This is a genomic window from Actinoplanes lobatus (assembly GCF_014205215.1).
GTDB classification, from domain to species: Bacteria; Actinomycetota; Actinomycetes; order Mycobacteriales; family Micromonosporaceae; genus Actinoplanes; species Actinoplanes lobatus.
In genome coordinates this window covers 7071990-7084747 of the sequence record NZ_JACHNC010000001.1, presented here as the reverse complement: position 1 = coordinate 7084747, position 12758 = coordinate 7071990, and the positions used below count along the sequence as shown (strand labels likewise).

General features: G+C 69.5%; 11 protein-coding genes. 3 read left to right on the top strand and 8 right to left on the bottom strand.

Features of this window, described 5'->3' with window-relative positions:
• Positions 1 to 151: 151 nt before the first annotated feature.
• The 3 genes from BJ964_RS32220 to BJ964_RS32210 form a co-directional block, all read right to left on the bottom strand.
• Positions 152 to 649, bottom strand: a complete 498-nt coding sequence (locus BJ964_RS32220) for a hypothetical protein (protein ID WP_188124191.1) — start codon at positions 647 to 649, stop codon at positions 152 to 154.
• A 150-nt stretch (positions 650 to 799) separates the two neighbouring features.
• Positions 800 to 2653, bottom strand: coding sequence for a beta-propeller domain-containing protein (locus BJ964_RS32215; RefSeq protein ID WP_188124190.1), 1854 nt, complete (start codon positions 2651 to 2653; stop codon positions 800 to 802).
• Between the two features lie 34 nt (positions 2654 to 2687).
• The gene (locus BJ964_RS32210; protein WP_188124189.1) at positions 2688 to 3260 is read right to left on the bottom strand and encodes a TetR/AcrR family transcriptional regulator; all 573 of its coding nucleotides are present in this window, start codon (positions 3258 to 3260) and stop codon (positions 2688 to 2690) included.
• 89 nt (positions 3261 to 3349) lie between these two features.
• On the opposite strand from BJ964_RS32210, the gene BJ964_RS32205 reads away from it, so the two are divergent.
• Entirely contained in the window at positions 3350 to 5668 is a 2319-nt protein-coding gene (locus tag BJ964_RS32205; protein ID WP_188124188.1) for an MMPL family transporter, read from the top strand.
• Between the two features lie 74 nt (positions 5669 to 5742).
• Here BJ964_RS32205 and BJ964_RS32200 read toward each other — a convergent pair whose 3' ends face one another.
• From BJ964_RS32200 to BJ964_RS32180, 5 genes are all read right to left on the bottom strand, one after another.
• Positions 5743 to 5991 (bottom strand): hypothetical protein, encoded by a 249-nt coding sequence (locus BJ964_RS32200; protein ID WP_188124187.1) that lies wholly within the window; start codon positions 5989 to 5991, stop codon positions 5743 to 5745.
• 18 nt (positions 5992 to 6009) lie between these two features.
• On the bottom strand, positions 6010 to 7230 hold the full coding sequence (locus tag BJ964_RS32195) for an RNA-guided endonuclease InsQ/TnpB family protein (RefSeq protein ID WP_223149645.1): 1221 nt from the start codon (positions 7228 to 7230) through the stop codon (positions 6010 to 6012).
• A 153-nt stretch (positions 7231 to 7383) separates the two neighbouring features.
• Positions 7384 to 7578, bottom strand: a complete 195-nt coding sequence (locus BJ964_RS32190) for a hypothetical protein (RefSeq protein WP_188124185.1) — start codon at positions 7576 to 7578, stop codon at positions 7384 to 7386.
• A 497-nt stretch (positions 7579 to 8075) separates the two neighbouring features.
• Positions 8076 to 9776 carry an amylo-alpha-1,6-glucosidase gene (locus BJ964_RS32185; protein ID WP_188124184.1) on the bottom strand — a complete coding sequence of 567 codons (1701 nt, stop codon included), beginning with the start codon at positions 9774 to 9776 and terminating at the stop codon, positions 8076 to 8078.
• Between the two features lie 23 nt (positions 9777 to 9799).
• A complete protein-coding gene (locus BJ964_RS32180; protein ID WP_188124183.1) occupies positions 9800 to 10561 on the bottom strand; it encodes a carbohydrate ABC transporter permease in 762 nt (253 codons plus the stop codon).
• A 156-nt stretch (positions 10562 to 10717) separates the two neighbouring features.
• Here BJ964_RS32180 and BJ964_RS32175 point away from each other — a divergent pair, with 156 nt between their 5' ends.
• On the top strand, positions 10718 to 11965 hold the full coding sequence (locus BJ964_RS32175) for an FAD-dependent oxidoreductase (protein WP_188124182.1): 1248 nt from the start codon (positions 10718 to 10720) through the stop codon (positions 11963 to 11965).
• A gap of 8 nt (positions 11966 to 11973) precedes the next feature.
• Positions 11974 to 12453 (top strand): MarR family transcriptional regulator, encoded by a 480-nt coding sequence (locus tag BJ964_RS32170; RefSeq protein ID WP_229807394.1) that lies wholly within the window; start codon positions 11974 to 11976, stop codon positions 12451 to 12453.
• Positions 12454 to 12758 lie beyond the last annotated feature (305 nt).

The window sequence follows — 12758 nt, the reverse complement described above, 5'->3', positions numbered from 1 at the left end:
ACGGTAGTGCCCGACCGCTCCGGGCCTACTTCGCCCCCTCACTGCAAGTCGAGCGACATACGGACCTTCTCAGCGGTGTCCGACAGGTGCTCAGGCGCGCCGGAACCGGATGCGCACCTGACCGGTCAGCAGTCAACGGCGGCCTCGAACGCTATTCATCGTCGTCATCCGGCCAGGACGGCTCGTCCGAGATCTTCCACAACTGCAACCGGTACGCCTCGAAGCGGCCTGGGAAGAGCCCGGCGTCCTCCGGCGCGAACCCGCCGGAGACGCCGCGGTTGTACGCCGCGATCCGGGCGCCGTACGTGCCTGCGCCGGTTGGCAGTTCCACTCCGACGTGGACGGCCGGCTCCAGGGCCTGGATAGAGCTGAACCGGCCGCCGGGCAGGGCCAGCTCGGCCACCGCGATCCCGTCCGGCGTTCCCCCGGGCGTACCCGGCGGACCGTCCCAGACCTCGACCGCGACGGACGCCGTGCCGGTGTCGATCGCGCGGGCGACGACGGCGTGGGGACCCCACGCGAAAAACCCGTGCCCGAGAGTCCGCCGGGCCGCCTCGACGTTCTCACCCTCGTCGCAGGTCGGATCGAAGATCGTGAAGAGCCGATACTGCGGGTTCACGGTGAACGAATACTCGAACACAACCGGCATGCCGCCGAATGTAGAGCATCTCGTGAAACCCTCGCGATCACCGGAGACGTGGCGGGCGTGGCCGCGGCCCAGGCGGGCCTCGCACGCCGACCCCAGGTCAGCCACCGCCGCTGACCAGCAGCGCCGCCGCGCCGCCGAGCAGCCCCAGTGCTAGTTGGGCAGCCAGGCCAGCTGGTCCATCGTGGACAGTTCAGAGGCCTGCAAGCCGGCGTCCGACAGTGTCCACAGGACGTTTCCGGCGACCAGCGAACGCTGGATCATCGACGGGTAGCCCTTCGCCGCGGGATGGGAGACCTTGTCGGTCAGCCTGATGTCGTCGGTCACCCGCAGCGCGAGGGCCACGCTCTGCGAGTCCTGTCCGTTCCAGGTCGACACCGGTGTGACCAGCAGGTTCGCGGCGGGCCACCAGAGCAGGGCGTGCGGGTCGTACTCGGCCTCGGAGTAGCCCCCGGGAATCTGGTAACGCGCCAGCCGCCGGGGCTTCGCCGGGTCCGAGACGTCGAAGAGCGACACCTGGGTGCCCTGGGTACGGCCGTTGCCGTCCGCCTCCTGCCCGATGCCGATCAGCCGGTCCGCGCCCACGGGTTGCAGGTGGGCCGAGTAGCCGGTGATCTTGAGTTCGCCGGTCACCGCCGGTTTCGCCGGATCGGAGAGGTCCAAACTGTACAGCGGGTCGGTCTGCCGGAACGTGACGACGTAGCCACGGTTGCCGAGGAAACGGACGGAGTAGATCTGTTCGCCCTTGCCGATCCCGTCGACGATGCCCGTTTGCGCGAGTTCGCCGTTCTGTTCGGTCAGCACCCGCACCGCGGACCGGTTGGTCTTCGAGTCGGTGGTGGCGACCCGAAGATGGGTCTCCCATTCCGACAATGCGTACTGGTTGATCAGGTAGCCGGGTACGGTCCCGGCCGCCCGGTAGACCGGCGGCTGGCTTCCCTCGAGCGCGAACTTGTAGAGGTCGGTCTCCTGGCGTGCCGGCTTTGCCGCCCGGCCGGCGAAGCGGTCGAACCGCCAGCGCTGGTCACTGGCCAGGTAGAGGCTGGTCGCCGTGGCATACACGGTGTCGCCGTCGGCGACGACGGCGACCGGGTCGCCGCCGCCGAGGGCGGGCCGGGCCAGGTCGAAGGTCAGGATGGTGACGAGCGAGCCGCCCGAATAGTCGGTGGGCCGGCTGACCCGACCGCAGTCGACCTTGCCGGTGGTGGTCACCGCGCCGTCGGTCACCTGCCAGCCGGGCAGCCAGGCGTCCGCGGGGGCGCGGTCGATCGCGTCGCGGTTCTCGGCGATCCGCCGCTTCTCGTCCGAGATGGTGGGCGAGTCGGGAAACTGGATCCGGGGCGTCGTGCGGAGCACGATCCGGGCGGTGGCACCGGTCATCCGGGCGTCGACCAGTTCGCCCTCACCCTGGTATTGACTGACGATCTTCGGCGGGCCGGACAGGTCGACGAGCAACAGCTGGGGTCCGTCGGCGATCTCGGCCTTCTTGCCGACGAAGCTGCGCTGGTAACCGGCCGGCACCAGCACGAGGGCGGAGTCGCCGGTGAGCAGCAACTGGAGTTGACCGGCGTTCTGGACACCCAGGTCAACGCTGCCGGTTTCCTTGCGGGTGGCCACGTCCACCACGCGCAGCACACCCTGGCTGACGGTGACGATCCGTCGGCCGTCGGTCTTGACCATGTCGGGCTCGTCCGCCTCCGACTCGTGCACGTTGGTGCCGGAGAAGTCCGGCCCCGGGGCGCTGTCCACCTTGCTCGCGGAGCCCCCCACGGCCCGGACAGAGTCGTCGAGAAGTTCGGGCCCACCGCCGAAGCCGTACGGTCCGACGCTGGCCTTCGCCGCCCGGCGCAGATCGGCGATCAGCTGATCGCACGAGTCGAACGCCACCAGGCGCATCGCGGCACCGGTGGACGGGGACGCCGCGGGCCGCGCGTCGGGGGTCGTCGTGCAGCCGGCGAGCGGGACGGTGAGGACAAGGGCTGCGCACAGGATCAGACGGCGTGACATGGGGGTGTGACGCCGCGCGGCGGGTCCTGGTTCCTCATTGGCTGGGCAGAGTGGTGGCGCGGGCCGGGTTCAGGGCGTCCAGGAGCAGGCCGAGGTAGCGGCGGCGCAGCCCGTCGTCCAGGGTCGGGACGCTGAGGCCGGCCGCGACCATGGCGAGCAGGTGCGGGATGTCGTCCGGACCGATGTCGGCCCGGATGTTGCCCGCGTCCTGCGCCTGCCACAGGATCGGCGCGATCGACTCGGTGCTGCGGGCCAGCAGCGCGGTGGTCTCCTCGGTGAGGTTGCCGAGCGAGGCGACCAGCGCCTTCTCCCGGACGATGATGGCGCAGAGGCGCTCGGCCACGTCCAGCAGCGCCTCGCGGGGCACGTCGGCCCGGGCGAACTCGGTGATGAGCGGCTCCACCTCGGTGGTGTAGATCCGGTCGTAGACGGCGTGGGCCAGCGCCTGCCGGTTCGGGAAGTGCCGGTAGAGAGTGGCGACGCCCACACCGGCGACCTTGGCGATGTGGTTTAGGGACTCGCTGCCGTCGCCGCTGCCTGCGAAGACCTTCCGGGCTGCCTCGACGATGCGGGACACGTTCGCGAACGCGTCGGAGCGCATGGCCATCTGTTCACCTCTGTCGCCGCTTGACTCTGGCCGCGAAACGATAGCATTCTCTCGTTTTGAGAGTGCACTATCACTTAGGGAGCTCGTACGTGTCGACGTTGCTGTACCGCATCGGCAAGGCCGCCTACATCCATCCGTGGCGCTTCATCACCGCGTGGCTGCTGGCCGTCGCCGCCCTCGCCGCCTCACTGACCGCGTTCCCCATGCACCTGGGCAACGAGATCCGCATCGACGGCACCCCCGCCCAGCAGGTCATCGACGACCTCGCCGAACGGCTCCCGGAAGCCTCCGGCGGTCAGGGGATCATCGCCTTCCGCGCACCGGACGGGCAGCGCGTCGACACCCCGGCCGGCCGGAGAGCCCTGCTCGCCGCGGTCGACGCGGTGTACCGCAGCGAGCACGTGATCGACGCCCGGACGGTGCTGGCCGCCGAGGCGGCCAAAGGCCAGAACAGCGCTTTGGTACGGGCGATGACCGCGTTCCCGGCCGGCAGCGGCCCGGCACCGCTGACCGCCGACGCTCAGGCCGTACCCGGAATGCTCGTCTCCGAGGACGGCACCGCGGCCCTGTTCACCTTCCAGTTCGACGTGCAGACCTTCGAACTGCCCACCGGAACCGTCGACCAGACGGTGGAGGCGGCGGCCCACGCGGTCGAGGGCAGCGGGCTCACCGCCTACCCGTCGTCGACCATGGTCCAGGTCCCCGAGGTCGTCGGCGCCGGCGAGATCATCGGCGTGCTGGTGGCCGCGGCGGTCCTGGTGGTGACGCTCGGGTCGGTGATCTCCGCCGGCCTGCCGCTGCTGTCGGCCTTCCTCGGCGTCGGCACCGGCGTCGGCGGCGCCCTGGCCCTGTCACACCTGATGCAGATCCACTCGCTGACGGTCGTGCTGGCCCTGATGCTCGGCCTCGCCGTCGGCATCGACTACGCGCTGTTCATCGTCAACCGGCAACGCCGCCTCATCCTCGACCAGCGACTGACCGCGCACGAGGCGACCGGCCGGGCCGTCGGCACCGCCGGCAACGCCGTGCTGTTCGCCGGCGCCACCGTCGTGATCGCCCTGGTCGCGCTGCTGGTCATCGACATCACCCTGCTGAGCACCATGGCGCTGGCCGCGGCAGCGACCGTGATCCTGGTCGTCGCCGCGTCGCTCACCTTCCTGCCCGCCCTGCTCGGCCTGGCCGGTGAACGTGTCTGCGGCCCGCGTGCCCGCCGGACCGTCTCCACCCGCGCCGCGGCACACCCGGTCGCCACCAGCTGGGCGCGGCTGCTGGTCCGGCGCCGGCACGTGGTCGCCCCGGCCGCCGTCGTGGTCGCGCTCGCGCTGACCGTGCCGGGCCTGTCGATGCGCCTCGGACTGCCGGCCGGTGAGGCCTACGACGTCGGCACACCGCAGCGGACCAGCTACGAGATCGTCGAGAGCAGCTTCGGCAAGGGCTACAACGGGCCGCTGATCGTCTCCGCCACCAGCGTCTCCGCGCAGCCCATCGACACCGGCGACCTGGCCGGCCTCGCCGGTGACCTCGACCGGCTCGACGGCGTCACCACCGTCGCCCTCGCCGGCATGGACACGAGCGGCCGGACCGCGATCCTCACCGTGATCCCCGACGGCGGGCCGAACGACGAGAGCACCGCCGATCTGGTGCGCGCCATCCGCGACCGCACCGGCGACGGCGCCGCGGCCCGGCATCTCACCGTCGGCGTCACCGGTTTCGCCGCGCTGGCCATCGACATCTCCGACCGGCTCGCCGACGTACTGCCCGTCTACCTCGGCGTGGTGCTGACCCTCTCCCTGCTGGTGCTGCTGCTGGTCTTCCGGTCCGTCCTGGTCCCGGTCAAGGCCACCCTCGGATTCCTGCTCAGCGTCGCCGCCACGTTCGGCGTCACCACGGCCGTCTTCCAGTGGGGCTGGTTGCAGGACCTGCTCGGGATGGACGCCACCACGCCGGTGCTGAGCATCCTGCCGATCATCGCCACCGGCGTGCTCTACGGCCTAGCCATGGACTACCAGGTCTTCCTGGTCTCGTCGATGCGCGAGGCCCGCGTGCACGGACGACACGGACACGACGCCGTCATCCACGGGTACGCCCAGGCCAGCCGGGTCGTCGTCGCGGCCGCCGTGATCATGACCGCGGTCTTCGCCGGCTTCGTCTTCAACACCGACCCGATGATCAAACAGTTCGGCCTGGCCCTGGCCGCGGGCATCGTCGTGGACGCGTTCCTCATCCGCCTCACCCTCGTACCGGCCCTGATGGCGGCCTTCGGCGACGCGGCCTGGAACCTGCCCGGACCGCTCGCCCGCCTCCTGCCCGACCTGGACATCGAGGGTGACCGGCTCGCCGGCCACCTGACCCGGGCCACTCCGGACGCTCCCCCGGCCCGCCAGCCCGCCGGAGCCGGAACGGTGTAGCTCCCGGCAGGTCACGGCTACCCGGTAACACCACCGGTCACCGGGTAGCCGGACCAGCATTCGGCCGGGTCTGATTAGTAGTAGCCCTTGACCGTGTTGCTCCGCACCACGTGCGATTTGGCGCCGGATGGGAAGACGGTGAGCTTGGCGTAGTTCTCGTCCTGACCCTCCCAGTCCTCGTTGAGCAGGGCGCCCGTGCAGGTCCACTGGTGCCAGTAGTTCCCGTTCGCGTCGGTGGTCAACGGCCACGCGTCGCAAACCGGTGTGTCGTCGAACCAGCCGTCCTCACCGAGGATCTTGACGGAGTAGGTCGTCGCCACCACCGCCTGAGGCAGATTGAATTAACGATCCCCACGGATGAATCCGGGGGATTTCCCTCCGGGGCAAGGCCCTGGATTCTCAGCTCGGACCGCACCTGATCCACCATCCCGGAAGGAGGCGATCAGATGTCTCACGTCGTCGGCACTGGCACGGTCGCGTTCAGCCGTGGCGAGGATCGTCCTCGCGGCGTTGAGGTCACGGCAGGCGGTGTAACCGCAGGCTGTGCACTCGAAGATGCGTACGCCCAGTCCGAGGCGGTGATTGGCTCTCTCGCCGCACGCGGAGCAGGTCATCGTGGTGTAGGCGGGCGGCACCAGCACCACCTTCCGGCCCGCCCGCATACCACGCTCGACAAGTTCTCGCTTGCACGCGCCGATCGCCGCGTCAGCGGCCTTGCGGGCCATCGTCGTCTTGGCAAGGAACGTCGGTTTGAAGTCCTCCACAGCGATCAAACTGTGATGCTCGGTGACGTTCTTGGCCCAGACCCGGGCGTCGTGGGTGTTCTGCCGGGCCGCCTTCTTCGCTACCCGGGCGGCCTGCCGCTTCGCGGTCTGGTAGCCCTTCGACTGCGGCTGGCCCTTCGGTCGGCGGCGGCGGGCCATCCTGCGCTGGGATTTGGCCAGTTCAGCAGCGCACCGTTTGCGATGTCCGAGGTGCGGAAGGTCGAACGCGGGATCGGTCGTGGTGGCGGTTACCTTCACGCCCCAGTCGATGCCGATGCCGGGCAGGTCCGCCCCGGGTGTGCCGATCGTGTCCCGACGGACCACGAACGAGGCGTACCAATGCCCGAGGCTGTCACGGTAGACCCGCACGCTGGACGGTTCGCACGGCAGTTCCCAGGACCAGACGACCGGGATCGTGACCTTGTCCGGCAGGCGGAGCCGGCCGCCCTTGATCGAGAAGCCACGAGTGGTGTATTCCAGGCTGGGCAGCGAGTCCTTCAGCCGCTTGACCTTCGGACGGCCCCGGCCCTTCACCGTGAACGAGTGATCCAGGGCGGTGCCGTAGGTGCGCAATGTCTGCTGCTGGGCGACCTGGGAACCGCCCCGCAGCCAGGCGTTGCGGCCGCGGGCGTCGGTCAGCAGCTTGGACAGTTTGCCGAACGTCGGCTTGCGGCGAGTCCTCTGCTGGTGGACGGCTTCGTTCCACAGCCACCGGCAGCGGCCCCACTCGCCGAGCAGTGCGGCCTCCGCGATACGGCCAGGCCGCAGGCGATAGGTGTAACGCACCGTCTCATCCACATCAGACACCATACCCGCGCAGCCCAACGACCCTGGAGACCGTGAAGAGGCATGTGGAGAACCAGCGCAACGTCCGACCAGACGCCCATCCGCCTCGACGGCGGATCGGCTATCCCTGACCTGCTCCGCAGGAGTCCCGTTTCCTCCCCACGGCTAAAGCCGGGGGTTTTCCACGGAAGATTTTCGATGACCAGTCACGGTGAGCGAATAGTTGCCGCCGCCCTGCGAACGGATCGTCAGAAAGGCCGACTCTGCCACGGCCGAGGCCGGCCGCGCCCCGGCGAGCCCGATTGTTGTGGCCGCGGCGCTCGCCAAGAAGAGCGCCACCAGCCTTCGCTTCTGGTTCATGCTGTCCCCCCCGCTGTCGGTCTCGCCTCGCGCCGTTGGCGCGAGAAACGCTGCCGTTCCTGAGACGGCGCAGAACCGATCATGGGAGTGAACCGTCCCCGGTTGACGGCAGCAAGGAGTTTCACGGCGCCTCGCCGAGGCGGGAGGTCGGCAGCCTGGCACAGCGCCTCGACGCGTCTGCGGGATCACTCCCACCCGGGTGAATGCGCCTTCGTAGCGTTATGTCTGTTTCACCCATAAATCATTAGGCTCGGACAGGATACAGCGACCGCGCGGCGAGGTCGTCCGGAACGGTCACAGGTTCTCGTGTCGGCCCGTGAATGATGGCTCCGCCACGAAGTCCGTGATTTCGATCCCCGGGTCGGGGCACCTACTCGGCAAGGATGACGCGGAGCCGGAGCATGTCGACGTTCGCTCGGCCGTACATCTGCCTTTTGATCGGGACGACGTCGCTCTGGGCTACCTGCCCGGCCAACCGCGGCAGGTAGCCCGGCGTCCTAGCCGTTGCTGTGGCGCTGCTCGTAGTCGGCGGCAAGGATCAGGTAGCTGCTGGCGGTCCAGGTGTAGGCGCGGTCACGTAGTCCGGTGCCGGTCTCGGCGTCGAAGTTCTCGGCGAAGCCGGACTTCTCGCACAGGGCCCGGAACCGCTGGCTGATCTCGTCGGCGAGGTGAGGATGGCCGGCGCGGCGCAGGCCGTCCTCGATCAGCACGGTCGAGGGTGCCCAGATCGGTCCGCGCCAGTAGCCGTCGGAGATGTAGTGCGCGGAGTTCGTCGGTTCGGTGGCGGGACCGTGCGCGGTCAGGTGTGCCGCGATGCGACCGGCAAGAACGTCGCTGACCTGCGAAGGAAGGTCGGCGCCGACGGTGATGGGCATCAGGTCGAGCAGGCTGGAGCTGGCGCTGGTCTCGCCGGTTTCGGCGTCGCGGGCGAGGAACCGGCTGCCGTCCCACAGTTGCAGCATCGCGGTGCGGATCTCCTCGGCGGTCGCCGTCCACCGGCGGGCAGCGTCCAGGTGGCCCAGTTCGGTGGCGAGCCCGGCGAGGCAGTCGAGTTGCTGGGCGAGGAATCCGGCCAGGTCGGCGGTCTCGATGACGCGGGCGGTGTCGAAGGTGGTGGCGTTGTCCCAGCCGCTGTCGTTGCCGTGATGGTAGTGCGGCAGTGGGTGGCCGGGCGCCCGGCGATGGGTGAGCCAGAACTGTGTCCAGCGGGTGAGCCGCTCGTAGATGTCGGTCAGTTGCTGCTTGTCGAGGCTGTGCGGCAGCCGGGCACGTAGCTGTTGCAGCGCCCAGCCGTGGATGGGTGGTTTGACGAAGTTGTGCAGCACCTCGGAGTGGGTGATCGAGTCGGGGAGCGCACCGGACGGGTCCTGGTGGTCGAAGGGCAGCAGGAACTGGTCGAACGCCAGTTCTGGTTCGCCTGCGGCCAGGGCGATGGCGTTGAAGCAGTGGTCCCAGCTCCACACCTTGTCCATCCAGTGTTTGGACATGAGTACGGCGGGCCGGCCGACGAAACCGGCGGGGTCGACGGTCGCGGACCAGAGGACGTACGCGGCGAGTTCCGCGCCCGGTGTGCGGTCGCTGCGCCAGGGCGCGATGGCGTCGAGGTAGGTGGTGAAGGCGCTGTCCGCGGCGGCGGTGACCGTGTCGAAGGTGCCGGTGGGCGTGTACGGCGCCCGGGCGGTCCGGTACTCCTCGATCGCGATCTCCCACGGCTGGTTGTCGGGCAGCGTGAGGTGGCGGTCGGTGGCGCCGAGTGCCTGGATCCCCGCACGGTCGGTCAGGGTTCCGGTGAGCACGGTGATGCGGTAGCGGCGGCCGGTCTCGTAGCTGGTGAAGACGTGGGCGCCGTCGACCGGGTCGCGGTAGAGGTAGCTGCCGGCGAACGGGGTCAGTGCCGGAGCCGCGGTGGCGATGCGCAGGCCGAGGCCGAACCCGCGCAGGCGTACGGTGTCGGCGCTCTCGTAGGACGCGTCGATGCGGTGCGTCCCGTAGGCCCAGGACAGCCGGGCCGGGGTCGCGGTCACCTCGGTGTCCACCCGTGTGCCGCCGGCCAGCGGGGTGAGGCACAGGGCCGGGTGCATCCGGGTCTGGTGGGAGACCAGATGCACGTCGTCGGCGTACGTCTGCTCGGCGACGACCGGGGAGAGCCCGAACCAGGAGCCCCGGTAGCTGAACGGGATGTCTCGGAGGGAGAACATCGAACTCGCTTTCTGTGCTGCTGTCAGTCTTTGACGGCGCCGGCGGTGACGCCCGCGGCGACGTACCGCTGGGCCAGGATGAGCAGCAGCGTCGCGGGGATGGAGGCGACGACGGCGGTGGCCATGATCGCGTTCCACTGCTGGTTGTTGTTGCCGATGTAGTGGTAGATACCCAGGGTGATCGGTTGCATGTCGCCGCCGCCGTCGAGGGTGCTGGCGAAGACGAAGTCCGACCAGGCCCACAGGAACGCGAACAGGCTGACGGTGACGATCGCGTTGCGTGACACCGGCAGGATCACCGACACGAACGTGCGCCATTTCGACGCGCCGTCGATCATCGCGGCGTTGATCAGCTCGTCCGGGATGCCGGACATGAAAGCCGTGAAGATCAGGACACCGAACGGGACGGCGATCGTGGAGTCGGCCAGGATCAGCCCCCACACGCTGTTGAGGACACCGGCGCGCAGGTAGATGGCGTAGAAGCCCATCGCCATGATGATCCCGGGGATCATCTGGGCGATCAGCAGCACGAAGTTCAGGGCTCCGCCGCCCTTCGGGCGCAGCTTGGCCAGGGCGAATCCGGCGGGCGCGGAGAGCGCCAGCGTCAGGATCACCGTGCCGAGACCGATCAAAAGACTGGTTCCGAGGTACGGCATCTGCTGCTCGACGACCGCGCGGTATCCCTCCAGGGTCCCGTTGAGCGGCACCAGGTGCGGTGGGTCGGCCCGCATGTCGGTGTCCTTGGTCAGCGACACGTTGATCATCCAGTAGACCGGGAACAGCATGATCGCCGTGAAGATCAGTCCGAGGCCGGTCTTGACGTGCTACCTCACCGCGCCTGCCTCCTCTGGAAGTGGCTTTTTGCCGATCCCAGGTGGCTTGACGGACCGTGGCATGGCGATGGCCTTGCCCAAATTATCTTAATGGTTAAGGTAATCGCCATGGCTATATCGACCGACTTCTCGGTGGCAATCGCCGGCGCAGGTCTCTCCGGCCTCTGTCTCGCCCAGTACCTGATGCGCGCCGGCATCGACGTGCACGTCTACGAGCGCGACCCGGGCCCCTTCGTCCGGCGGCAGGGCTACCGGATCATTCTCGACCGGTACGGGCTGGAGGCGCTGCGCGAGAGCCTGCCCCGCCCGCTGTACCGCCTGGCGCTGACCACCGGCGACGAGCCCGGCGGGCACCTGCGCTTCACCGACAGCCAGCTGCGGAACGCATTCACCATCAACTTCAAGGACGAACCGCACGCGACCCGCCAGGTCGACCGGCTGACCCTGCGATCGATCCTGACGTACGGGCTGGACGGGCGCATCCACTACGGCAAGGCCGCCGTCGCCGTGGACAGCGGCGGCCCGGCAGGGCTGCGGCTGCGGTTCTCCGACGGCACGGCCGCCGCGGCAACCGTCGTCGTGGGCGCGGACGGCGTCGGCTCGGCGCTGCGCGCGCAGCTCATGCCGGACGCCGACCCGGCGAACACCCCGATGGCGGGCGTCTACGGCCGATCGCCCCTACGGCGAAACGGCGAGAGCGTCATCCCGGACTCGCTGCGTACCAGCGGGGTTCTGGCCATCGCCGACCGGCCGAGCCGGGCCTTCTTCTTCACGTCCATGCGGTTCGGCGAGAACCCGCGGGAGGCGTTCGCCCGCCTGGCCCCGGGTAACTATGCGCCCACCGGCGACGACTACGTCATGTGGGGACTGCTGCTGCGGCAGCAGGAGGTTCCCATCGCCGTCCGCGGGGACCTGCTGGCGCTGCGGGAACTGGCCGCCCGGACGAGTGCGGACTTCCACCCGCTCATCCAGCGGCTTGTCGACACCGCCGAACTGGACACCACAGTGCTCAACCTCTTCGCCACCGGCCGGCGCCCGCGCCGGTGGGCGGTGCCCCGGGCGACGATGATGGGCGACGCTGTGCACGCCATGCCGCCGTTCGGCGCGCACGGCGGCAACACCGCGCTGCGCGACGCCGCCCTGCTCGGCCAGCGGCTGGTCGAGGCCCGGGCGACCGGTACGCCGGTGGAGCAGGCGATCGCCGGCTACCAGGACGAGATGGTGCGCTACGCCTTCCGCGCCGTCGACACCGCCGCCGGGCTGATGCGCCGCCTCACCGGTGACGCGGCCGCACCGCACTGGGTGCTGACCCGCCTGCTACCTCGGCTGCACCGGGTCACCGTACCAAGGGCATGATTGCGGGCATGTCCCACGAGCCGGCCCGCGCGTCCGCGATCGCCGACCTCATGCGCGCCGGGCGGGAGACCTCACGGTTGTCGACGGTGTTCCGGTACGCCATCGCGGAGCGGCTGGGCCTCACCGTGAGCGACCTGGAGTGCCTGGACTACCTGGCGGAGATCGGATCCGCCACCGCGGGGCAGGTCGCCGAGCGGACCAACCTCACCACCGGGGCGGTGACCAGTATGCTCCGCCGGCTCCAGCAGGCGGGCTACGTGACGGCCGAGCGCGACCCGGCGGACCGGCGTCGGATGATCGTCACCCTGCGACCGGAGCGGGCCGCCGAGTTGGAGCGACCCTACGAGCGGTTCGCCGAGCAGGCGAAGCAGCTCGTCGAGGGCTACAGCGGCGAGGAGGTCATGCTGCTGGTCCGGCATTATGGCCGTATGCAGGCGATTTACCTCGCCGAGTTGGACCGCCTCCGCAACCACGACCCCGCGCAGTGATCAACCCGACGGCGCGTCAGGTGACACGACCACCTCGTCGCCGTCGGTCTTGCCGATCGCCTTGCGCACCGCGCCGTTGACCGGCAGCTTGTGAGGCCGTCGCCGAGCGCCATGAAGGCACCCTCGAACGGCCGCCGCCCGGTGCCGGCGGCTTCGACCGGGCACCGGTTCCGAAGATCTCGGCGGCTTGCCGCGAATCCCGCCGCGTCGAGGTGCCCTGCAGATGCCGCCACCGCTCCGGGGTGACCGAGATCGCCACATGGTGCAGGCCGCCCAGGACCTCGGTTCAGGCGCCTCGCGCGGTA